The following is a 23,556-nucleotide window of genomic DNA, read 5'->3' as shown; positions in this document are numbered from 1 at the left end:
TAAAATCACCCAAAATTTCAAAGGAGAAAAGATGAGAGAGAAAGATCTAGTAGTTTGCAACGTTTGCGGACTAAAAAGCAGCGATGATAAAAATGCAGTTTTCATCCACGCTCACAAAAACGGCGAAGAGGTCGATATCTGCACAAGCTGTATCCCAAGCGTGATACATGGCTCAGGCATGGTCGTAAAATCAAACGAAGAGATAAAGGCTGAAATTTAAATATCAGCCACCATGTGAGAATTCTGCCTTAAAGAATTCTCAAACTCCTCCGCACTCATCGGACGAGATAAGAAATATCCTTGCATTTCATTACAATTAAGCTCTTTTAAAAGCTCTTTTATCTCGTGGCTTTCAACGCCTTTTGCTGTCACTTTTAGCTTCATTGATTTTGCTATATTTATGATAGCAGCGACTACTTGCATATCTTTTTTATTTATCACTGACTGAGCGACAAAGTCATTTGCTATCTTTATGCGGTCTATCTTATACTTTCTGATATAGACAAACGACGTATATCCAGAGCCAAAGTCATCTATGCAAACATCTATGCTATTTTTCTCTAAAAGTGAGAAAATTTTATCAAGCGTCTCTTGGTCGTTTTTCCAGATATCCTCGCTAAATTCAAGCTCAAACTGCTTTGGATTTAGATGGTGTGAGTTTAAAGTTAGCATAAATTCATTTACAAATTTTTCAGATGTGCTTTGAATTTGCGCTACGTTTATGCTTATTTTTGGCATTTTTAGCTTTTTGTTTTGCCATCTTACGGCTTGCTCTACTGTTTTTGATACAGCAAGCGTGCAGATGTCATTTAAGATGTCGCTATTTAAGCTAGCTATATCCATAAACTCGCCAGCCTCTTTTTGTCCATACTCTTTTGACTGCCATCTAAGTAGCGCTTCTACGCAGATGATCTTTAAATTTTTAATGTCATAGATCGGCTGAAAATATACCTCAAAATCCTCTTGTAAATTTGCTTTTTTAAGAGCTATCTCTATGTTTGAGCTTTGTTGTATCTCGCTATCTATCTCATTATTATAAACCATTGGGTTTTTAGCTGGATTTTGCTTAGCGTAGTACATCGCCATATCGGCTTTTTTGATGATATTTCTAGGATCGCTGATGTTATCTCTTGTTGCTACGTGGATACCAACGACACTCTTAATCGCAAAGTGATACTTATCTATTTGCAAAGGTTTTTCTATCGTATCTCTTAGCTCCATACCAAGCTTCATACGCTTAGTGTGGCTATTTTCTTCCATTTTTGAAAGCACGATAAACTCATCAGCGCCGATCCTTGCGGTGACCTCTTGTCTATTACACGCTTCACGTATGCGCTTTGCTACTGCTTTTAAAATTTTATCGCCAACCTCATGTCCGTAAGAGGTATTTATATTTTTAAAGCGACTTATATTTATATAATAAACTGCGATCTCTTGCTTCTCGCCCAAAACGCTACACATACCTTTAAGTTCATTTAACAATGAGTCTCTGTTGCCAAGAGAGGTTAGATAGTCTTTTTCAGATACGCCCTCTAAACTTAAATTTATCATCTCAAGTTCGTTTGTCTTTAGGTGCTTCTCTTTGTTTTTAGCATCATGTAAATTTTGCTCTGCATTATATATCTCTTCGCTTTGATCAAGCACTTTCATAAAATAGCTAATGACCGCTCCAGCTACAATAACAAAAATTATAAGTAGATCGACATAAGATGAGAGGTCGGCTTTTATAAGTATTAGTGCAGCTGAAATGATAGGCACGAGCTTAGATGTTGTTTTTATGCCAACATCTGCTGCGCTTATACGCTTGTTGTCGCCCCTTAGGTAAAAAGCTCCAAGCATCAAGAGAAAAAATGGCACAAGATAGATAGAGTGCAGAGTAAAGTCATGCCCTTTGTTTATAAGCTCATTATAAAAAACATATAAATTTAATAGCGTAAAAATCGCACTTGCGATTATCAAGAAAAAGCCGCTATGTCTAATGTAAAGATGGTTGCTATTAAAAATTTCACTAAGAGCGATGAATAAAATAGACAAATTTACAAAAATAGCAATGCTAGCAGCAAGCTCGCTAGGGCTTTTAGGATGGATCAATATATCAAAATCGCCCATATCGCCAACAATGCAATAAGCAAGCGTGAAAACTAGCAAAAGGACATTAAAGCTATCGGCTAGAACTAGGATCTTTTTATCACTGGCTATAAATTTGACCACAAAAAATATACCAACAGCGGCCAATAGTAAAAACATAGGGAGCAGATCAAAAAAATCAAGATAAGAAATTTGCTCTTTGCTTCTTAAAAGAAAGTCTTCATTTACGCTTCTAATGGCATCAATAATCGTCCAAAGAAAGACCCCAAAGCATGCAGCAAGCCAGTGCATAGCTTTAAGCTTTGATCTATTCATAGAGATGTAGATACCAAGAACTACAAGACCAAAGCCAAAAAATATCAACAAATTTTCAAAAATTTTATAGTTTAAGATGCCGGCAAACTGAGAAAATATAAAAAGAGCTATAACGGCATAGAAAATTTGTTTTTGTCTTACGATAAGTGACGAATTTGACGTAAAAAAAATGTTTCTCTCCATTGTTTATTCTGTTTCAAACCTTATTTTTAGTTATAATTTTGCAAATTTTTTTAAGGTTTATTATGAAATGTAATATCGTCTTATCTGGAGAAAATTTAATAGACTACCAAGCATTTAATCTATTTTTCTCAAAAAAGGCTAGAAAACAGTATTTTATAAATGTTTTTATGATTTTTACGGAGGCTATTATAGCTGGATTTGTCGCTGATATGCTTTTAAAAACCAAAATTTTTACTATTATCGGCGTCATTTTTGCTATTTTTTGGATCATTTTTTATCCGATTTTTTTAAAAAATAGACGAAAATCGGTGCTAAAAAGCTTAGAAATTTCAGACTTTAAAAAAGAGATGATCTTTGAAGTAGATGAGAAAAATTTGGCATTTTACGAAAATGAGCCAAAAGAAAATGAAATTTTTGACATAAAAGATGTAAGTGAAATTTACGAGCTTAAAAATATCTTTGTCATCTTTATAAATGAAAAAATCCACCTTGTCTTGCCAAAAAACAAAGAGACCTCAGAACTAGTAAAAGCGCTTATAAAAGAAAGCAAAAAAGAGCTACTACTTTTTGAAAATTTAGACTACAAAAGCGTTATGGGCTAAGCTTGTAAATTTACAAGCTTAGATGTGATCAAGCGTGATTCTTATGAGCTCTTCAAAGTCTTTAGCGTTCATCGGCTTACCCCAGAAATAACCTTGTATCTCATCGCAGCCTAGCTCTCTTAAAATTTCAAGCTGAGTTTCATCTTCAACACCCTCAGCGATCGTCTTTAGCTCGATATTTTTAGCTAGCGTTATAACGCTTTTTACAACGTCTCTATCGATCTCATTTATAGCGATATTATCAACTAGCTCTTTTGCGATCTTTAGCCTATCTAGCGGATACTTTTTGATGTAGTTCATCGATGAAAAGCCGGTGCCAAAGTCATCGATCGAGATGCTCATGCCTTTATCTGAAAATTTCTTTAAGACTGTTTGCATGATCTCTTCGGCATTGACGAGGCTTGCCTCTGTAAGCTCGATATCAACGCACTTTGGATCCATGCCAAATTCTTCAACATAGCCAAAGATGTCCGATGCAAAATTTACATTATCAACCTGTTTTGGCGAGATATTGATGCCAACTTTTAGGCTGATGCCATACTTTTTGTTCCAGTAGCTCATCTGCCTTATGGCCTCTTTTGCCACCCATATTCCTATTGTATTTATGATAGAGCTTTGCTCAGCAACTGGGATAAATTTAGCCGGACTTACAAAGCCTTTTACCGGAGAGTTCCACCTTATAAGAGCCTCAGCACCTATTATCTTTTTGCCATTTAGCAGATACTGCGGCTGGAAATTTAGGCTAAATTCCTCATCAAAATTCATAGAATTTAGCAAAATTTCGATGTAGTTTTTCTCCTGAATGATCTCTTTTATATCATCGTAAAAGACATATTTTGTATTGACATCTCTTTTAGCTGCATCAAGTGCGGCTCCAGCTTGCATGATGAGATCATCAGCTAAAATTTCACTTGTTTGCGTTGAGCTAACGCCAACCTTTGCTCCAAGAGCTATTTTATAGTCGCCAACTGAGATTTGCTCGGCTATGATGTTTAGCAGATAGTATAAAAATTCTCTATAATGCCCCTCATTTTTTTGCTTTAAAACTATCATAAAGTCATCACCGCCAAACCTTGAGATGATAGCACCTTCTGGCAAGATAGCTTTGATATTTTTAGAAAGTTTTAAAAGCACCTCATCGCCCACGTAGTGACCGTATGAATCGTTTATAGCTTTAAAGTGGTTGATGTCGATGCTATAAATATCTATCTTTTCTCCAAGCGCTTTAGTCTTTATCATCTCTGATAGTTTGCTTAAAAATGACTGCCTATTTAAAAGCCCAGTGAGTGAGTCAAATTCGCTAAGCTGCCTTAAGCGCTCGTTTTTCTCTTCAAGCTCTCTTAGACTATCTTGGATCTCTTCATCTAGTTTAGCGATGATATGCCTTTCAGATCTAGCTAGATCCCTCATAGCAACTGTGCTTGAGATACTATAAATTAGCGCTGCATAGGCTAGCAAAACCATAAGTAGAAAGACTATCCATACAGAGTAAATTTTATCTGTATTAGCAGCTCCCAAAAAAAGCAAAGAGATGAAAAGCAAGGTGACAAATTTATATATAAGCGCCCTTGTATAGTCTTTTCTGTAGCTTCTTATCTTGATATTTGCCTCGTTTTCCTTTAGGTGCAAGCAAGCTACAAATATAATAAAAAATGCAACTTTAAAGAAAAACTCGTAATGAACATTTGTGCCGCCATGTGTCAAATAGGCCTTTGATGAGTAGTATGCGTCGCAAATGCAAATGATAAGCAAGGCTAATAAATATAAAAGTAGGCTAACTCTTTTATAGCTAAAAATTGGTTTTTTTGATACAAAATTTAGTGAAAATGCGACAACAAAGACAAAGCAAAAGATAAAAATATCCATTATGATGTATGAAAGGCTAGTCACGAATTCTTTATTAAGCACCACTGCTAGACTTCTATCAAAAACTACAAACCAAAAAAAACTAACCGTTATAAGCATCAAAGCAAGCGCATCTACCACGACTTGCTGCCATATCACTCTTTTTAAAATTTTTGCAAAAAAAGCAATGGCAGATACAAGAAACATAAAAAATGGGATCAAATATAAAATTTGCATAAGATCCGTGCGGGAGATGTTTCCTGGCATAAGAAGCGATCTATCATAAAGCAATAAAAGGATATCAGCCAGCGCCCAGCTCGCGATAGCTAAAAATACATAGGTCCAGTATGAGTTTAAATTTCTACTACTTTTTAGCAAAAAGAACAAAAACAAGGCGATCACTACATCAGTGCCGACCGATATAGCCGTCAGATAAAGCTGATCACCCAGATAAATAGCAAAAAAATAAGCAATAATTAGGGCAAATATAAATAAAAACGAGCCGTTGTGAAAATTTGTTATCCTATCAAGCACGGCCACTCTCCGCTTCTTGGGTTAGCTTTTGCCACCTTTGCCACTCGCCGCTATCATCGACGTCGTTGCCGATAGCCTCGTACCTAGCGTAAAAATGCTCAACAAATTTCTTGCACTCTTCATCTTTTGGCAGATAGCTTAGCTCATCTTTTTGGCAAAATTTCTCCAAAAACGTACTCGCATCAGCTTTTTTGGCGTATGTTTGCGCTAGCTCGAAGTAGTTTTGTAAGCAAATTTCTTTAAATTTAAAGTAGGCTTGCTCGCTCATATCCACGCTTAGTTTGCCATCAAATTTAAGCACTCCAGCCCTAAAAAGCAGGCTAAGATGTATGAGCCCCTCGCAGTAATAAGCCCTCACCTCATCGACCTTTCGCCACGCGATAAGACCAACCGCACGGGCTATTAGCTCGTGAAAGACGGCCATTTTATACTCCGCCTCTTCGTGCAAGAAGAAATTTACCAGTCCGCCAGTCGTCGCCTTATACTCTTCTATAAATTTAAAGACGCCACTTTTATTCATGCTCATCTCAGTATCAAGCCCGATAAAGAGGATGTGGCCAAACTCATGACCGATCGTTGAAATTTCATATACTTTTTTCCAAATTTTTGGCTTTAAAAATAAAATTTCTCTACCAAAATCCAAAAATTCCTTGCTAAAAATTTCAGCCCCAAGCTTCATAAAAGGCTTTGCCTTTGCGCCCTCATAGACGTGATTTACAAAGGCAAAAATTTTCTTGCCGCATTTTGCGCTCACGCTCTCATCATTTGGCACGACTTGAGCGCTAAAAAGCCCGTTTAGCTCCGCTGCGTAATAGATCATCGGCACGCTTATATAAAGCTGCGTTCTAGCGATATTTTCGCTAACTGCCTTGTTTGTCTCGGCGTTATCAAATTTGATCTTTTCGCAAACGCTTTTGTAAGTTTTTGCTACTTTTTCTTTAAATTTAAGCTCGTCAATGCCCTCGCTATCAACCAGCCTGATGTCCCACTCAAGTGCGACTGCGTGCGTGTAGGCATCCTCGTAGTACTCCAGCGGATGGCCTGGCTGAAGTGCTCCTTTTACCTCCATCCACGCTATCTCGGCCTCTTGCCAAGCGTTTATCACTTTAGCATTATCCTCCTCACAAAAGGCGTTTTGCAGCTTTTCAAGGTATTTTACGTAGGATTTTTGCTCGTCATTTTGGGCTAAATTTCTTAAATTTTCAAGATTTTTTACAAATACTTTTTTAAGCTCTCTAACCTCATCTTTAAAGGCAAGCGCGTAAGGCAAAAAGCTAAATTTCTCGCCCTCTTTGCAAACAGCACCATACGTTCTATCAGCCCTTACGCCGTTAGCGTCACACTGAAATAAGCCGTTTTTAGTGATAAACTCATTTGCCTCGCCTAAATCTTTAAATTTAGCTTCAAACTCTTTATTTGTGGTATCTATTATCTTTTCTTGCCATGAAATTTGCCACGCATTTAGACTAAGCCCAAGCTCGTGCATAGCCTCAACAAAGGCTTGATAGAACGGGTCTAAAATTTGCTCATCACGTGCCTTTTTTATAAGCTTTGAGTGTAAATTTTCATATAAATTTCTAACGTAGCCGTAGATCAAATTTAGCACACGTTTTTGCTCGTCCTCGCCTAAATTTAGCTTTTTTAGCTCATTTTGAAGTGGGTCTACTTTTAGGTCTATGATCCTTCTTGCAATGGCTAGTTTTTGGCTCGGCGTGCCAGCAAGGGCGCAAATTTTCACAGCTTCAGTTATGATCTTGTCATCTAAATTTTTATAAATCGCGTTTAGCTTGGATTTTTGCTCTTTTGTAAGTTCATTTAGTCTTTTAAAATCATTCATCTTTTCATCCCTTAAAGTTGCAGGATTTTAGCATAAAGCCATTAAAATTTGCTACAATTTACCAAAAATTTAAGATCTAAAGGGCAAAAAATGGACATTTTAAAAGACTTTGGCGAGCCGCGCATCAAGCAAGTTATGCTACCAAAAGATACAAACTCAGCTGGCAATATCTTTGGCGGCTGGATAATGAGTCAGATCGACCTTGCAGGTGCTCAGGCAGCTAGAGAAATTTCGCCTGAGCGAGTTGTGACAATTTCTATGAAAGAGATCATATTTAAGCAACCTGTCTTTGTTGGCGACGTGCTAAGCTGCTACGCAAAGATCATCGCAGTTGGCAAAACATCGATAACAACGCAGATAGAAGTGACTGCACTTAGACTAAATGACGGTGGTTTTAGAGAGACTATACACGTCACAAGTGCCATCGCGACCTATGTTAGTGTGACAAAAGATGGACACAAAAAACCGATAGATGAGAAGATAAAAGAGCTCCACGGCTTTTAAAATTTGGTTGCAATTTATGCAGCCAAACCCCTAAATTTATCACTATTTTTAAAAGACTTTGAAAAAAAATAACACCAAAAAAGAGAAATTTCAACTTATTTAAATGCTTTATAAAGTAAAATCAGCCCTTACACTTTTTTGGGAGAAAGATGAAAAAATCACGCTTAGGGCTTTTACAAACGCATATTTTAGATATCTTAACACAAGATGAACTGGAGAAATTTGAGTTTAAAGAGCTGCCAAAAACAAGCACGGTCTACACCGAAGATATCGAGATCATCATCTTAAAAAACGGCTCAGCAAAGCTCTCATTTTTTGAAGATGGCGAGGAATTTATCCTTTATCATTTAGAAAAAAACAACATCGCCATACTCGATGATAACTGCGCCTTTGAAGTGCTTGAAGATGCCCAAATTTACGTCATTAGACTGGATAAAATAGGTGAAATTTTACATAATCCAAAAGCTGCAAGCGAGATCCTAACAACCACACTAAACACCATCATCGTGCAACGCCAGATCACAAAGTCGATACTTTTTGAGGACGCAAAGGGCAGGATCGCAAATTTCTTGATCGAGCTTGCAAATGAGCAAGATCTAAAACAAAATGGCTACCAATATGTATTTTTGCCATTTTCTCTAAAAGTGCTCTCAAGCTTTGTTGGTCTAAAGCGCCAAAGCGCCTCAACAGCCTTTAATGAGCTTATCAAAGACGACATCATCAGAAAGATCACACCGCACGAATTTCTCATTATCGACCACGAAAAACTTGAAAGTTACACGAATTAAAAAGCTTTTACGCCCTATCTTTAAATTTAGCTAGTCTATCTCGAAGCTCTTTTGAAAGTGTAAATTGTGAAAGCTCATATCTGTCAAAAATGACGATCATATCATCGCCAAGTGCTTGCACTAGTCCAAAACACACATCTCTATCGAGACGATTTTTTCTAAATTTAACACTTAGCGCATCGACTTTTTTCTTATCGCCAAAGCTCTTAATGGCGATCTCGTCGATATCTTTGAAGAAAAATTTGATATTTTTTGAGCCTTTTTTTATGACAAATCCATCATCATCTATCTCAAAAAAGTTGTTTTGCAAGATCTTTCTCACGCAAAAAAAGGTTGAAACTGCGCCAACGATGACACCAAAAAGAGAGGGCGTGCCAAGATCAAGATAAAAGTAGCTAGCGATGCTAAAGACAAATAGCCCAAGCCCAAAGGATAGCGCCCAAAAAACATCTTTTTTACTCTCTTTGGTTATCATTTTTGCCCTTTTTATGCCAAAAGTCCGGCACCATTTATCGCTTGGCTGCGCTCTTTGGCGTAAATTCTCTCGCCATTTATCACGTCGTATTTCCAGATCGGCGCATTTGCCTTAAAGTCCTCGACAAACTCATTTATTAGCCTTAGCGCGACCTTTCTTTGAGGGCTAACAACTCCAGCTACATAAGAGCTCGTATGCACTGGCACATCGCCTTTTGAGTGAGCAAAGAGCACGTAGGCATTTTCTTTTTTTGCTCGCTCTTGCCAAGCATCTAGCCATTTTTTAAGGATCGGCTCATATATATCAAAGCTAAGCGCCGAAATACCACCCTCTTCTCTTACTATGCCTACAAAAGTGATGAGCGCGCCGCAGTTTCTATCTTTAAATTTATCATACCACTCGTTTGTGATGCTTTGAACGTCTAAGCTACCATTATAAATTTGCATCTTAGCCTCCACAAACTGGCGGTAAGATAGAAATTTTATCACCTGATTTAAGAGCGAAATTTATATCGCTTACGATCTCGTCATTTACAGCCACAGCACAGATATTTAGCCACTTTTTAAGCTCTTCTTTCTCGCTTAAAGCCGCTTTTACCTCGCCTAAATTTTTTGCTTCTACTTTTATACTCTCAAGCCCGATAGGCCCAAGAAATTCGATCTCTACCACATTTTATCCTTTGAAATTTTTGCTGATTTTACTTAAAAATAAATTTAGATATACTTATTTGAAAATTTACAAAAGAGATAGAATATGAACGAAATTTTAAAAAGCATAAAAACCCCAGCCTACGTCTGCGAAGAGGCAAAGGTTCGTAAAAATTTAGAGCTTTTAAAGTATGTAAAAGAGCAAAGCGGAGCTAAAATTTTAGTTGCACTTAAAGGCTTTGCATTTAGTGGAGTGATGGATATGGTGGGCTCATATCTTGACGGAGCTACTTGCAGTGGGCTTCATGAGGCTAAATTTGCAAGCGAATACGTAAAAGGCGAGATCCACACGTATAGCCCAGCCTTTAAAGATGAGGACTTTGATGAAATTTTAAAAATTTCAAAACACATCACATTTAACTCTTTTGCTCAGTGGCAAAAATTTAAGGGCATTGCCCTGCAAAATGGCGTTATCTGCGGCCTGCGGGTCAATCCAGAGGTTTCGCTCGCCCCAACTGATAGCTACAACCCATGCGCTAAATTTAGCAGGCTTGGCATCACGAGAGCAAATTTTAAGCCAGAGCTTCTTGAAGGCATCACGGGGCTTCATTTTCACGCGCTTTGCGAGGAGAGTGCTAGCAGCTTGCAGACCGTGCTAGAGGCGTTTGAGGAGAAATTTGGCGAGTTTACCCCAAAGATGAAGTGGATAAATATGGGCGGCGGCCACCATATCACGAGAGCTGATTACGACGTGGAGCTGCTTATAAAGATAATTAGGCGCTTTCGCGAAAAATACGGCGTAGAGGTCTATCTGGAGCCAGGCGAAGCCGTGGGCTGGCAGACTGGCTTTTTGATAAGCAGCGTGCTTGACATCGTGCACAACGAGAAAGATATCGCCATCCTTGACACCTCAGCCGAGGCGCACATGCCAGATACCGTGCTCATGCCTTACCGCCCAGCCGTTAGAGGCGAGAGTGAAAATGGTAAATTCGCTTATAGATTTGGCGGTAATACCTGCCTAGCTGGCGATATAGTGGGACTTGAAGCGGGCGACGCGGAGTATAAATTTGATAGCGAGCTTAAAATTGGCGACCGCGTCATATTTGAAGATCAAATTCACTACACCATCGTGAAAAACACGACATTTAACGGCATAAAACTGCCTGATCTTCTGCTTTTAAAAGAAAATGGCGAGGTTAAAATGATCCGTGAATTTGGATACGAAGAGTATAGGCGCAGAAACTAGGCTTAGTTTTTGAAGGTAAATTTGGCTTTTTAAATTTAGGTCAAATTTATCTGCCCTGTAAATTTTGCCAAAATGGCTTTGAGCTGCATAAATTTAAATTCTAAAACTTTTCTGGCTTTGCTTTTGTATGAAAAGATGGGTTGAATTTAATTTCTACAAATTTATCTTGAAACTATTTTTTAAAATTTAAACTTGCTAAATTTGGCAAATTTGCAGCTAGTTTTATGAGCTACTTTAAATTTAATATCAGTAAATTTACTTCCATTAAAGATATTTTGTTTTGGTTTTTAATAAATTTAGCCGTTAAATTTAGCAAATTTGCAAATAGCTTGAGAGCCACCTTAAATTTAATACCCATAAATTTTGGCAAATTTATCTATCTTTGAGCTTTTTTGCCAGTTGTATTCGGTCTCGTTTGCGATCTTTTGGGCTAGCTCCTTGCCAAAATGATCACTTATAAAGCCAAGCGCCATATCCATGCCTGCAGCCACGCCTGAAGCTGTGTAAAATTTACCTGCCCTCACCCATCTAGCGCGCTCTTGCCATTTTACCGCCTCGCCGCAACTTTTTACCCACTCAAGCGATCTTTTATTTGAGGTAGCCTTTAGTCCGTCAAGCTCTCCAGTGCGAGCGATGAGCGCTGAGCCAGTGCATACGCTTAGGCAAATTTGAGATGCCAAAACACACTCTTTAAGTCTTGAGATAAACTCACTATCATTTACAAGCGTCCTTGTGCCCTGACCTCCAGGGAGTAGCAAAACGCTCTCTTTTGGCATCTTACTAAGCTTTTTTGTTTTTATTTTAAAGCCTTGCTTGCTTCTTTTCATCCCACCATCAAACGAGACGTAGCTTATCTTCATTTCGGGCACCCTTGCCAAAAACTCCACTGCCCCCATGAGATCAAGCGTCTCGTACTCATCAAATATAAGGCAAAAAAGATACATATTGCGGTCCTTTTTCGGCTAAAATTTGGCTTTATTTTAGCTAAATTTTCAGATCAAAAATGCTAAAAATTAACAAAACTTAAATGTTTTTTATAAAATTTTTAGTAATCTTTTTTGCTAAGGTTTGCTTGTGATTAGCTCTGATATAATAGCCACAAAACGGCATAGCTGTGTGATTTTAGCATATTTAACCAAAGCTTAAATCATTTAAGCTTTAGCAAATAAAGGAATAAAATGACGAGAATTCTTACTCTACTTTTTACATTGTCTGTTGCGGCAATGGCCATTGAAGGACCAACTGGTGTCAATCAATATGACAGCACCATTTGGGCAGCACAGAGGATAGAAAATATCAAGCCTTATGAGCATGGCTGGGGCCCGATATTTACTTTTATACAAGGCAACGACTACTTCGCGATAGCTGCACTTTCTATCATCTTAGCTGTTATCGGGGCGTTCGTGCTACACTTCTTGATCATCGGACCAAAACACTTTAGTCACGAGGGCAAAAAAGTGCTTGCTTTTTCAGTATTTATACGTATAGCTCACGCTCTAGCAGCGATCTCTTGGATCATCTTGGTGCCAACTGGTATCATCATCATGTGGGGTGCAGAGCTAGGTGGTGGCACATTTGTGCGTTTCTGTAGATACTTGCACGAGATAGCAACTGTGATCTTTGCTATATCTGTGCTACCGATGCTCTTTAGCTGGACAAAAAGAATGCTCCCAGCAGTGTATGACATCAGATGGATGTTGATAGTTGGTGGTTATCTATCAAAGAAGAAAAGACCAGTTCCTGCTGGTAAATTTAACGCTGGTCAAAAGGCATGGTACTGGATCGCTATCCCTGGTGGTATCGTGATGATCATCACAGGTGCGATTATGTATTTTCAAGACTTCAAAGAGCCAGCAGTCGCTACTTGGCTTGGCATATCACAGATCGAGCTTTTAAGATATAGCGTCGTTATCCACAACTGCCTTGGCATCGTCTGTGCGGTATTTTTCCTAGTTCATATCTATATGGCTGCGATCGCTATCCATGGCGCTATCTGGTCGATGATCACTGGATATAAAGAAGAAGAAGAGGTTTATGTACTTCACCACTACTGGTATCAAGAGCTTGTTAAGAAAAACAAAATCCCAGTATCTGACTACGAAAAATCTTACACAAATTTAAAATAACTAGCCTTGACCTTGCGACTTGCGCAGGGTCAAACTCTCTTTTATAGCAAATTTCACAGCACAAATCCTTTTAAAAAATTAATATTTTTTAGCTATAATCCAAAATCAGTTTCAAGGTTTGAAATACTAATCACAAAGGAAAAACAATGACAAGAACAATTGATTGTAGAAATTTAGAGTGTCCAAAACCAGTCATCATGACTAAAAACGCACTTGAGGGTTTAAATGAGGGAGAGAGCTTAGAGATCATCGTAAATGCCCTAGCTCCAAAAGAAAATATCTCAAGATTTTTGAGAAATCAAAATATAGAATTTAGTCTAGAAAGCAATGGCAATGAGACTAAAATTTTAGCCATCAAGGGCAAAAGCGCACTTGAGCTTACAAATTTTGATGAATTTGTCTGCGACATAACACCAAAAAATGAAAAAGTGCTCTATCTAAACGAAGAGCGCGCAGGTAGCGGCGAAGTTGGCATAAATTTGCTATCAAAATTCCTAGGCGCACTTCTTCAAGTAGAGAAAAAACCAAAGATAATAATCTGCGTAAATAACGCCGTTAAGATGACAACAAACCGCTCACATCCAAGCTTTAAGCCACTTAAAGATCTTGAAGCTGCTGGCGTTCAAATTTTAAGCTGCGGAAGCTGCTTGGAGGCTTATAAACTAGTAAGCGATCTTGCAGTTGGCGAAATTTCAAACGCTTATGAGATCATCGACATACTCTCAACTCATGAGCAAATCAAACTATGATCTATCACGACAAAAAGCTTACGCAGTTCGTTAAAGCCGCTGGTTGAGCTGCTAAGCTTGACCCGTCGGGTCTTCACAAAACGATTAGTAGTTTAAATTTATCTCATCCAAACCTGCTCTCAAGCATCGGCTCAAACGAAGATGCGAGCGTTTTTAAGCTCTCAGACGATCTGGCACTCGTTCAGACGCTTGACTTTATCACGCCAGTAGTCAATGACCCATTTATCTACGGCCAGATCGCTGCTGCAAACAGCCTAAGCGACGTCTTTGCGATGGGCGGTGAGGTGATAAACGCCCTAAATATCGTGGGCTTTGATAGCTGCAACCTTGCACCTGAAATTTTAGGTGAAATTTTGCAAGGTGGAGCCGATAAAGTAAGAGAGTGTGGCGGCGTCATCGTTGGCGGACACACGATAGAGACGCAGCAGATGTATTATGGGCTAAGCGCGACTGGCAAGGTGAGCCCACAAAATTTCTGGGCGAACAACACAGCAGAAGTTGGTAACGTTTTGATCCTTACAAAGCCTCTTGGCAGCGGCATCTTAAGCACAGCGATCAAGGCCGATCTACTAAGCATGGAGCAGATAAATGAGGTCGCAGGCATCATGGCTCAGCTAAATTTCTATGCTCTAAAAGCACTAAGTGGCATCAAGGTTTATGCCGCTACCGATGTGACTGGATTTGGATTTTTAGGGCATTTAAGCGAGATGTTAAACGATAAGATCAGCTTTAACGTCTTTGAAAAAGATGTGCCAGTGATCGCAAGTGCGAAAGAATTTGCCGATATGGGCATCATCCCAGAGGGAAGCTACAAAAACCGCGAATTTGCAAAGCATTTTGTGAGCAAAGAGGCTGATATCTTGCTTTTTGACGCGCAAACTTCTGGCGGACTTTTGCTAGCTGTTAGCGAGAACGATGCGAGCCTAGCTCTAAATCGCCTAAAAGAGGTTGGCTATGAGCGCTCAGCCATCATCGCAGAGGCGATACAAAAAGGCGAGTTTGATATATTTTTAAACTAACTCTAGGCTAAATTTAGCCTATTTTAAGGCCAGCTAAAGTCTGGCTAAATTTCTTTTAATTTACCTAGTCGCTTTATAATGTCAAGAAATTTAACAAAGGAGATATGATGAACTATCTTGAAATTTTAAAATTTCGTCACGCTTGTAAAATTTTTGATGAGAGCAAAAAGATAGGTGCTGGCGAATTTGACTTTATCCTAGAGGCTGGCAGGCTAAGCCCAAGCTCGACTGGGCTTGAGCAGTGGGACTTTTTGGTTGTGCAAAACAAAGAGCTTAGAGAGAAGATAAAAGCCGTTTCGTGGAACCAAGTGCAAATCACCTCTTGCTCGCATTTGGTTGTCATCTTAGCTAAGATCAAAGAGGTAAAAGTTGGCAGTAGCTATATCGATAAAATGATCGCTAGAAGGGCTGATAAAGACCCCGAAGCTATCGCTGCAAGGCAGAAATTTTATCACGACTTTTTGCTATCAAATTTCAAAAATGACGACGAGCTAACCTTTCAGTGGTCACACGAGCAGTGCATGATAGCTGCGACAAATATGATGAACGCAGCCGCTAGCCTTGGGATTGACAGCTGCCCGATCGAAGGCTTTGACAGACACGCTTTAAATGAAATTTTAGGCCTTGATGAGAGCGAAAAAAGAGTGGCTATCGTAGTGCCATTTGGCTACCGCCTAAACCCACAACCTGAAAAACTACGCAGACAAAGAGCTGAAGTAGTTACTTGGATCTACTAACTCACGGGGCAAAAGCCCTGTGATCTCTTTAAATTTAAACAAAAAGGCATTTTATAAGCTAAAAAAAGTAAATTTGCGTTAAAATCATGGCTAGTTTTAAAAAGCGAGGCTTAAATTTAATGCAAAAAAATAGCGCTAAACCAGTTTTGCAGATTTTTAAGAGGTTCTATGTAAAGATAGCACTACTTCTTTTTGCCTTCATCTTTCTTGCACTTTTTGTCATATTTGCTGGCATAAACGATATAAAATATGAAATTTCAACGCTAAATTTAATCACTAGAAACAATATCGTCAATACATTTGTAGAGGTAAAAGACAATATCACCACAAAGGCAAGACTCATTGCAAACGGCGTAGAGCCATTTTATGAAGATACTGTTGTAAGTAAATTTTACGCCGCTTTTTACGTGATAGCAAAAGATAACTCCTTGCTTTATGAGCGTAAATTTGATGGCGCTTTTGAGTTACACAACTACGATATCTCGTGGTTTTCAGATATCAAAGCAGGCGAGTTTAGGCTCTCTGATAGATTTTACAAAAATAGACGCTTTAAAGATATCTACATAGCTTACGGGCTAAAAAATGGCAATAAAATTCTCGCCCAGTTAAATCCAAACCTTTTAAAAAATAGGGTCGATACAGGCTATAACAAAAATTTGGCCGCATACGTCTTTTTGGTCGATAAAGATGGCAACCTCTCAAGAGATGAGTTTTATAGAAAATTTATAAAAGAGGACTTTAACAAATACATCTCGCAAGGTGGCGAGTTTAAAGCTGACAAGATCATTTTTATACTAAAGGATATGAATTTTTACAAGATCAGCTACCTAGAAGAGCAAAAGCTATTTGTCATAACAGGCTCTAGCAGGCAGGCACAGATCTTTATCCAGCTGGTTCTAGTCGTGCTTTCGTTTTTCTGTTTTGTCGCATTTAGCATACTTTGGCTACGTGATAACTCATATATAAAAGATAAAATTCTCTCTCCATTTACTAGAATCACTCTTTTTGCAGCAGATAAAAGTAAGCCAACTGATGAAGAATTTGACATAAAAGAATTTACCTCGCTAAACAACAGCATCAAAAAACTCTACGAAGATAGAGATAAAGCTTACGAGACGGCACAAAGCTACGAGAGTAGATTTGGCTATGTATTTGAAAAGAGCTTTTTAAAGATCGTGGTCTATGACGCTTATACTGGCGTCATCACGGACATTAGCAACGCTCTTTTAGAAAATCTAGGCTACAAAAAAGATGACGTAGCAGATCTAAATATCAAAGAGCTACTTGAAGAAGAGTCTAAAAATTTAGCAGAAAATAGAGAAAACGCTATCAATAATGATCTATCTTATGAAGCTAAGCTAAGGCGTAAAAATGGCGAGATAATCGATGTTTTAGCGACCCAAAGTAGCTTTGAGCTAGAAAGCACAAGGCTAAATTTCATACTCATAAAAGATATCACTCAAGAAAAGATGACGCAAAGAAACGACGATATCATCAAAAGCTACGTCTTTTTATCGCCAAATGTCATCGCTATCGCTTCGGCACAAGAGCCATTTTTGATCATCCAAAGCACAAACAATGTCGAGAGAATTTTTAACGTCCAAAGCCAAGGTCTCATAAATTTAGAAGATATCATCGCAAGCGAGGATTTTGATAGCTTTAAAGCTGCCGTGCTAGCAAGTAAAAAAGCCTTTTTGCAAGCAAGCTTTAAAAATGAAGAGCTAAATTTCATAGCAAATATGACAAACGCTTACGGAAAGAAAATTCCATTTAAGATAAAGGCTAAATTTATCGATGCAGATGAGCAAAAGGTCATCTACTCATTTACCGATCTTAGCGATATGCTAAAGCTTCAAGAGAGATTTGAAAAACAAAGCAAAGAGAGCAAGGCGCTGCTTTGGGCGAGTGAGGCAAATGTCTTTACTTGGGATAAAAGAAGCGACATGCTCAACATCTCAGACGAGCTAAGTAAAATTCTTGGCACGCAAAGCACTCTAAATTTCGAGCAAGCAAAGTCGGTCTTTGTCGATGAGTTTGATAGTTTTTATAGCTTTTTTGAGAGCTTAAGAGATGCTCAAACATACATAAAAGATATCAAGCTTTACAGTATAGATAAAGAAATTTTACACTTTAGACTAAGGGCAAAAGCGCTTGAATACGACGAATTTGGCGAAGTAAGCTTGATAAAAGGCACATTAAGAGACCTTAGCCTAGAAGATAGCTTCTTTGTCTGCCAAGACCTGCTTGCAAAAATTTTCTCATTTAGCAAAGAAGAGGTCGTCTTGCTTGATGAGGAGATGAGGGTCATTGACGCAAATGACGCATTTTTTGAAAGTGCGGGCGCAAAAGATAGCGTATATCTAAAAGATATCACCTTTATAAAGCAAGGCTTAAGCGATATAAAACACCAGATCATAGAGACTATAAACCAAGGTGGCTCGTGGAGTGGCAAGGTTTGGAGCGAAAATAATAAAAACAAAAGCAAGCTTGAAGTCATAGAAATTTTACCGCTTATCGATGCGAATGAGAAAAAAACTGGCTACATCATGCTAGCAATGCTTGCAAATAACGAAGCGCAAAATGAAAAATATCTAGAATTTATCGCATATCACGATCCACTCACAAAGCTACCAAATAGATTTTTACTCTACAACAAGCTAAATTCTCTCATACAAAAAAATGAACAAAAAATAGCCGTCATCTACCTTGATATGGATGATTTTAAGAGCATAAATGACAACTTCGGCCACCAAATAGGCGATAAATTTCTAGTAGCTATCTCTGAAAAGATAGGCGCTATGTTTAATGGCAAAAATATCTTTGCAAGGATAGGCGGAGATGAGTTTGTAGGCGTCATAAACTACGAAAATTTAGGTGAAGTCTATGAGATAGCGCAAAATATGCTAAGGCTAGCTTCAGATGAAGTAAAGATAGACGAGCTAAAACTAAAAGCAAGCGCTAGCGTAGGCATAGCCTTGGCTGATAGTGAGCTTGGAGCTGATGATGTGCTACAAAGAGCCGACTGGGCGATGTATCAAGCCAAGATAAGCGGCAAAAACAGAAGCTATACATTTGATGCGAAAAAAGATGTCTATTTTAAGAGCCAATACGAAGATGGCTCAAAAATTTTAAAAGCGCTTGACGCTGGTGAGATGTTTTTAGAATTTCAACCAGAGATCAGCTTTAGCACGGGCGAGACTTTAAGTTTTGAAGCGCTTATTAGATGGAGAAAAGATGGCGAGATCATCTATCCAAGCGACTTTTTACCACTTATAAAGACAAGTAGCGCATCGAGCAATATCGCTTTATTTACGATAAAAGAGGCGCTTTTAGCTAGAAAGATGTGGCTAGAAAATGGTATAAGCGCAAAGGTCCGCGTAAATTTAAGCGTTAAAAAGCTCTTTACGGAGGAATTTTGGCATAAATTTAAAGCGATATTTGATGAGGATAAAAGCCTTGATCCAACTGGGCTTATCATCGATGTTATCGACGCTGCAACAGCTACAAATTTAGAAATTTTAGAAATTTATGTGAGAAAATATAAAGAGCTTGGCATACACTTCTCGCTTGATGATTTTGCCTCATACTCAAGCTCGATAGAAGCTCTTGGCATGCTAAAGACAAACCGCTTTAATATAGATAATAAATTTTGCAAACATATCTTTAACTCAAAAGAGGCGCTTGAGAGCATAAATATGATAAGGTTTGTGGCTGATAAATTTGGACTAAATGCGACTATAAAAAATATCGATGACAAAAGAACGCTTGAGTTTTTACTTGGTCTTGGTTTTGATAAATTTCAAGGTAACATTTTCTCATTGGCACTTTTGGCAAAAGATGCTGCTTCGTTTAAATTTGAAAGACCGTATCTACACATAAAAGACTATAAAAATAGCGAAAATTTCGAGCTTTTCAAAGGCTTAGTCGTGCTAAAAGAGCTTGCAAATGAAGTGATAGCAAATTTAAATCAAGACGACAAACTAGCACAAAGCTTAAAACAAAAAATAGAAGATGAGATAAAAAATATAGGTAAATTTAATCAAGAAATTTCTATAAATTTAAGCAAACTAGCAAGCAGTAATGACAGCGGCGAACTCTATAATCTAGCCATGTCCATCATCAAAGAGTGCGATATAAATTTAGGTTTTAGTAAGGAGATAAGAGTTGAGTGATGTAAATGTTTATGAGCACGAGATCCCAAACGGAAGCAAACTTTACTTTGCAAAAAGCGCAAAACTAAAGAGAAAAATCGAGCAAAAAGCGAGTGAAATTTTAGAAGATGAAGGTTTTAGCGAGATCGTAACGCCGTTTTTTTCGTATCATCAACATCTAAGCGTAGATGCGACAAATCTTCTGCGCTTTAGCGACAGTCTAAACCACGAGATAAGTCTAAGGGCTGATAGCACGGTTGATACCGTTAGGATCGTGCTTAGAAGACTTAAAGCAAACGAGCCAAAGAGGTGGTTTTACATCCAGCCAGTCTTTCGCTACCCAAGCCAAGAAATTTATCAAATAGGCGCTGAGCTTATCGGCGAAAACGACATTTTAAAGAGCATAAATATAGTAGCAAAGCTCTTTAGCGAGCTTGAGATCGGCGCTTGTTTGCAGCTTAGCAATATGCAAATCCCAAGGATAATTTGCGAAATTTTAAACTTAGAGATAGAAATTTTTGAAAACTCATGGCTAGAAAAAATTTTAGCCCAAAACGTGCCGTGGCTTAGCAAACTAGCCCTTTTAAAGGACGCTAGCGAGCTTGATGAGATAGTAAATTTAGTCCCTGATAAGCTAAAAGAGCCGCTGCGAAATTTGCAAGCTGTGGCAAAATCACTAGAATATAAAAATTTAAGAATAGTTCCGCTATATTACTCAAAAATGAGATATTATGATAGTTTATTTTTTAGATTTTTAAAAGATAATGCCATCTTGGCAAGTGGCGGAAACTACGAAATAGACGGGATTTCAAGCAGCGGGTTCGCTGTTTATACTGATGCATTGATAGAAGAAAAAATTAATTTAAGGAAGTAAGAATGAGAAAGGCTGATTTAGTAGTTGGTGTTCAATGGGGTGATGAGGGCAAAGGCAAGATAGTTGATATGCTAGGACTAAACTATGACATGATTTGTCGCTCTCAAGGTGGCCACAACGCTGGTCATACGATCTGGGTCGATGGCGTAAGATACGCACTTCACCTTGTCCCAAGCGGAATTTTGCACAAAAATATCATAAATATCATCGGCAATGGCGTCGTTGTCTCTCCAGAGGTGCTCATTACTGAGATGGCGCAGTTTGACAACTTAGATGGCAGACTTTATATAAGCGACAAAGCGCACTTAAATTTAAGCTACCACAGCCAAGTCGATCAAGCAAAAGAGCGCTTAAAAGGCGAAAAAGCGATCGGAACGACTGGCAAAGGCATCGGACCAACATACGCAGACAAGATAAGCAGAAGCGGCCACAGAGTTGGCGAGCTACTTGAGCCAGAGCGCTTGTGCGATGCTTTGATGCATGATTTTGAAACAAATAAACCAGTATTTGACGCACTTGGCGTAAAGATACCTGAAGAAAATGAGCTGCTTGAAGAGCTAAAAAGATATAAAGAGGTGCTTGCTCCATTTATCGCAAACACTACAAATTTAGTTTGGAAAGCGCTTGATGAAGATAAAAAAGTCCTACTTGAAGGCGCTCAGGGCACACTTTTAGACATCGATCACGGCACATATCCTTATGTAACTAGCTCAAATACCATAAGCGCTGGCGCTTGCACAGGTCTTGGACTAAATCCAAAAGAAATAGGCAAGGTAATAGGTGTCATCAAAGCATATACAACTCGCGTAGGACACGGACCTTTCCCAACTGAAGACAAAGGCACGAGCGGCGATAAGATGTGTGAGATCGGTAAAGAATTTGGCACAACAACAGGCCGCCGCAGACGTTGTGGCTGGTTTGACGCAGTAAGCGTAAAATACGCTTCAAGACTTGATGGCGTCGATACTTATGCGCTTATGAAGCTTGACGTGCTTGATGGCTTTGAAGTGGTAAAAATTTGCAAAGCATATCAATATAACGGTGAGACGATAGACTACGTGCCAACAGATCTTGAAAATGCAACGCCTATTTATGAGGAGCTTGCGGGCTGGGACAGTGTAAAAGGCATCAGCAAATATGAAGACCTACCAGCAAACGCAAGAGCGTATATCGAGCGTATCGAGGAGCTAACTGGCGTGAAGGTTGGCTATATCTCAACAAGCCCTGAGAGAAGTGATACGATCATTAGATGAAAAGTAAATTTACCTCCGTCGTCCGCGTCAAAAAACAGGAGATGGACAAGGTAGAGGCTAAGCTCGTCGTTGCTAGGCTAAATGTAAGAAATGCTGAAGAAAAAATAGCACTCTTAAGGGCCAAGCTTAACGAATTTAGCCTACCAAAAAGTGGCAACATAGGCGAGCTAAGAGAAAATTTAGAGCTCATAAATATAGCAAGAGCCGAGCTAAGCGCCTGCAAAGAGAGCTTAGAGATAGCAAAAAAAGAGGTCTTGCACTACGAGCATAAATATAAAAATGCAAATTTAGAGTATGAAAAGATGAAATATCTAGAAAAAGAAGAATTTAAAAAAGAGATAAAACGCATACAAAAGGCTGAAGCGCTTGCTCTTGATGAGTTTGCGGTTATGAAATTTGCAGCCAAAAGCGAGGCGTAATGAGAGCTGTTTTACTCTTTTTTATGGTCTTAAATTTTGCATTTTGCCTTGAAGTGCCGGTTGATTGCACTCAGATCTTTGAAGCTAGAAAAGAGGAAATTTCAAAGGAACTTGAGGTCATCGACGAGCAGCGCCAAGCCCTAGAGGTCTTTCGAGCAAGCTCGGCTGCAGCTTATGAAGAGAACAACAAAAAGCTCGCCAAAAAAGAGGCTGATCTAAATGCGACGATGAAAGTGATCGAGCAAAAACGCAAAGAGATCGACGAAGTTGTCGCTAAAAATGAGAAAATTTTAAAAGAGCTTCGCACGATGACGACTGATAAAGTCAATGAATCCTACGCCAAAATGAAAGATGGCGCAGCAGCCGAAGTGCTCTCGCAAATGCCTAGATCAAACGCTGCTACCATACTTTACGCCCTTGATGCAAAAAAGATATCAACCATAATGGCTAAGATGGATCCAAAGGTTGCATCTGAAGTGACTGCGCTGCTTCAAAAAGGGCCTCCATTTGTAGATGAAAAAGGCGATATGTCCGCTCCAGCTGGAAGCATAAATATGCAGTAAATTTAATTTACTGCCAATCTAAAAAACTAAATTTAACTACTCACTCGCACATCTCCCATTTTTGCCCCTGCTCTTGTTGTATAAAATTTAGTAGCGATCTGCTTTTTACGCATAGAGGCATAAGCGGCCCAGCAATACTAAATGCCTCACTTTTTTGGCAAAAGGGTCGAATTTGCATAAATTTTTTGCCTAAATTTAGTGAGAAAAATTTAGTAAATGGCAAAAAGCAACTTAGCTCTATTTTGCCTTTGCCAAAGAGATTTGTGCTGGAGTTTTTAAGAAATTTTGGCTTAAAAGATAGAGCATTTTATGAATTTAGTGATGATGAAAAGAGCATCATAAAAAGACTTTTTGCTTATGAGTTTGCTCCAGCTGGGACATTTGGCTTTGAAAGGGCTGAAGTTACAAAAGGTGGGGTAAAAACTAATTTTTTAGATGAAAATTTAGAGTGCAAAAGCGTAAAAGGGCTTTACTTTATAGGAGAGGTTTTAGATATCACTGGTATGCTTGGTGGATATAACTTGCATTTTGCATTTGCAAGTGCTTTAAAGGTAGCTAGCGCTTTAAAAAATAGCTAATTAAATAGAAGTGAAATTTAGCT

General features: G+C 38.6%; 22 protein-coding genes. 15 read left to right on the top strand and 7 right to left on the bottom strand.

Annotation, left to right across the window (positions count from 1 at the left end; translation table 11 throughout):
- Positions 1 to 31: 31 nt before the first annotated feature.
- Positions 32 to 220 carry a hypothetical protein gene (locus CVS81_RS00505; RefSeq protein WP_002940779.1) on the top strand — a complete coding sequence of 63 codons (189 nt, stop codon included), beginning with the start codon at positions 32 to 34 and terminating at the stop codon, positions 218 to 220.
- Here the strand turns inward: CVS81_RS00505 and CVS81_RS00500 are convergent.
- Entirely contained in the window at positions 217 to 2,586 is a 2,370-nt protein-coding gene (locus CVS81_RS00500; protein WP_107964732.1) for an EAL domain-containing protein, read from the bottom strand. The two genes, CVS81_RS00505 and CVS81_RS00500, sit on opposite strands and share 4 nt — an antisense overlap.
- A 62-nt stretch (positions 2,587 to 2,648) precedes the next feature.
- Between CVS81_RS00500 and CVS81_RS00495 the strand changes: the two genes are divergently transcribed.
- On the top strand, positions 2,649 to 3,188 hold the full coding sequence (locus CVS81_RS00495) for a hypothetical protein (protein ID WP_103643029.1): 540 nt from the start codon (positions 2,649 to 2,651) through the stop codon (positions 3,186 to 3,188).
- 18 nt (positions 3,189 to 3,206) lie between these two features.
- On the opposite strand, the gene CVS81_RS00490 is transcribed toward CVS81_RS00495, so the two are convergent.
- Both CVS81_RS00490 and ciaB read right to left on the bottom strand, forming a co-directional pair.
- A complete protein-coding gene (locus tag CVS81_RS00490) occupies positions 3,207 to 5,567 on the bottom strand; it encodes a putative bifunctional diguanylate cyclase/phosphodiesterase (protein ID WP_107964731.1) in 2,361 nt (786 codons plus the stop codon).
- Complete coding sequence (gene ciaB, locus CVS81_RS00485) at positions 5,560 to 7,404, bottom strand: invasion protein CiaB (protein ID WP_107964730.1); 1,845 nt, start codon at positions 7,402 to 7,404, stop codon at positions 5,560 to 5,562. The genes CVS81_RS00490 and ciaB overlap by 8 nt, the downstream gene beginning before the upstream one ends.
- Positions 7,405 to 7,494: 90 nt before the next feature.
- Here ciaB and CVS81_RS00480 point away from each other — a divergent pair, with 90 nt between their 5' ends.
- Together CVS81_RS00480 and CVS81_RS00475 are read left to right on the top strand one after the other, a co-directional pair.
- A complete protein-coding gene (locus tag CVS81_RS00480) occupies positions 7,495 to 7,908 on the top strand; it encodes an acyl-CoA thioesterase (RefSeq protein WP_087581367.1) in 414 nt (137 codons plus the stop codon).
- Between the two features lie 149 nt (positions 7,909 to 8,057).
- Complete coding sequence (locus tag CVS81_RS00475) at positions 8,058 to 8,696, top strand: Crp/Fnr family transcriptional regulator (protein WP_107964729.1); 639 nt, start codon at positions 8,058 to 8,060, stop codon at positions 8,694 to 8,696.
- Positions 8,697 to 8,703: 7 nt separating this feature from the next.
- Here CVS81_RS00475 and CVS81_RS00470 read toward each other — a convergent pair whose 3' ends face one another.
- The 3 genes from CVS81_RS00470 to CVS81_RS00460 are packed head-to-tail and all read right to left on the bottom strand — an operon-like array spanning position 8,704 to position 9,840.
- A complete protein-coding gene (locus tag CVS81_RS00470) occupies positions 8,704 to 9,171 on the bottom strand; it encodes a molybdate transport repressor (RefSeq protein ID WP_107964728.1) in 468 nt (155 codons plus the stop codon).
- 11 nt (positions 9,172 to 9,182) lie between these two features.
- Positions 9,183 to 9,617, bottom strand: coding sequence for a molybdopterin synthase catalytic subunit (locus CVS81_RS00465; RefSeq protein WP_107964727.1), 435 nt, complete (start codon positions 9,615 to 9,617; stop codon positions 9,183 to 9,185).
- 1 nt (position 9,618) lies between these two features.
- The gene (locus CVS81_RS00460; protein ID WP_002941462.1) at positions 9,619 to 9,840 is read right to left on the bottom strand and encodes a MoaD/ThiS family protein; all 222 of its coding nucleotides are present in this window, start codon (positions 9,838 to 9,840) and stop codon (positions 9,619 to 9,621) included.
- Positions 9,841 to 9,924: 84 nt separating this feature from the next.
- Between CVS81_RS00460 and nspC the strand changes: the two genes are divergently transcribed.
- Positions 9,925 to 11,064, top strand: coding sequence for a carboxynorspermidine decarboxylase (gene nspC, locus CVS81_RS00455; RefSeq protein ID WP_107964726.1), 1,140 nt, complete (start codon positions 9,925 to 9,927; stop codon positions 11,062 to 11,064).
- 347 nt (positions 11,065 to 11,411) lie between these two features.
- Here nspC and CVS81_RS00450 read toward each other — a convergent pair whose 3' ends face one another.
- Positions 11,412 to 12,008 (bottom strand): DJ-1/PfpI family protein, encoded by a 597-nt coding sequence (locus CVS81_RS00450; protein WP_107964725.1) that lies wholly within the window; start codon positions 12,006 to 12,008, stop codon positions 11,412 to 11,414.
- Positions 12,009 to 12,242: 234 nt separating this feature from the next.
- Between CVS81_RS00450 and CVS81_RS00445 the strand changes: the two genes are divergently transcribed.
- The 10 genes from CVS81_RS00445 to CVS81_RS00400 all read left to right on the top strand — a co-directional run bounded on the left by CVS81_RS00445 (position 12,243) and on the right by CVS81_RS00400 (position 23,533).
- Entirely contained in the window at positions 12,243 to 13,190 is a 948-nt protein-coding gene (locus CVS81_RS00445; protein ID WP_107964724.1) for a formate dehydrogenase subunit gamma, read from the top strand.
- Between the two features lie 146 nt (positions 13,191 to 13,336).
- Complete coding sequence (yedF, locus tag CVS81_RS00440) at positions 13,337 to 13,939, top strand: sulfurtransferase-like selenium metabolism protein YedF (RefSeq protein ID WP_009295368.1); 603 nt, start codon at positions 13,337 to 13,339, stop codon at positions 13,937 to 13,939.
- Complete coding sequence (gene selD / locus CVS81_RS00435) at positions 13,936 to 14,958, top strand: selenide, water dikinase SelD (RefSeq protein ID WP_199907134.1); 1,023 nt, start codon at positions 13,936 to 13,938, stop codon at positions 14,956 to 14,958. Before yedF ends, selD begins: the two co-directional genes overlap by 4 nt.
- A 107-nt stretch (positions 14,959 to 15,065) precedes the next feature.
- Complete coding sequence (locus tag CVS81_RS00430; protein ID WP_103617231.1) at positions 15,066 to 15,695, top strand: NAD(P)H-dependent oxidoreductase; 630 nt, start codon at positions 15,066 to 15,068, stop codon at positions 15,693 to 15,695.
- A 119-nt stretch (positions 15,696 to 15,814) separates the two neighbouring features.
- On the top strand, positions 15,815 to 19,867 hold the full coding sequence (locus CVS81_RS00425) for a diguanylate cyclase domain-containing protein (protein ID WP_234399488.1): 4,053 nt from the start codon (positions 15,815 to 15,817) through the stop codon (positions 19,865 to 19,867).
- Positions 19,860 to 20,720 (top strand): ATP phosphoribosyltransferase regulatory subunit, encoded by an 861-nt coding sequence (locus tag CVS81_RS00420; RefSeq protein ID WP_107964722.1) that lies wholly within the window; start codon positions 19,860 to 19,862, stop codon positions 20,718 to 20,720. Before CVS81_RS00425 ends, CVS81_RS00420 begins: the two co-directional genes overlap by 8 nt.
- Positions 20,721 to 20,722: 2 nt before the next feature.
- On the top strand, positions 20,723 to 21,973 hold the full coding sequence (locus tag CVS81_RS00415; protein ID WP_107964721.1) for an adenylosuccinate synthase: 1,251 nt from the start codon (positions 20,723 to 20,725) through the stop codon (positions 21,971 to 21,973).
- Positions 21,970 to 22,392, top strand: coding sequence for a flagellar export protein FliJ (locus CVS81_RS00410; RefSeq protein ID WP_021086090.1), 423 nt, complete (start codon positions 21,970 to 21,972; stop codon positions 22,390 to 22,392). Before CVS81_RS00415 ends, CVS81_RS00410 begins: the two co-directional genes overlap by 4 nt.
- Positions 22,392 to 22,955 (top strand): MotE family protein, encoded by a 564-nt coding sequence (locus tag CVS81_RS00405; protein WP_107964720.1) that lies wholly within the window; start codon positions 22,392 to 22,394, stop codon positions 22,953 to 22,955. The genes CVS81_RS00410 and CVS81_RS00405 overlap by 1 nt, the downstream gene beginning before the upstream one ends.
- 5 nt (positions 22,956 to 22,960) lie before the next feature.
- Positions 22,961 to 23,533: an NAD(P)/FAD-dependent oxidoreductase gene (locus tag CVS81_RS00400; protein WP_320205040.1), complete on the top strand. Its 573-nt coding sequence runs from the start codon at positions 22,961 to 22,963 to the stop codon at positions 23,531 to 23,533.
- Positions 23,534 to 23,556 lie beyond the last annotated feature (23 nt).

The organism is Campylobacter concisus, from assembly GCF_003049065.1.
GTDB classification, from domain to species: domain Bacteria; phylum Campylobacterota; class Campylobacteria; order Campylobacterales; family Campylobacteraceae; genus Campylobacter_A; species Campylobacter_A concisus_BE.
The sequence above is the reverse complement of the archived record's forward strand: the minus strand, read 5'-3'. Positions and strand labels throughout refer to the sequence as shown.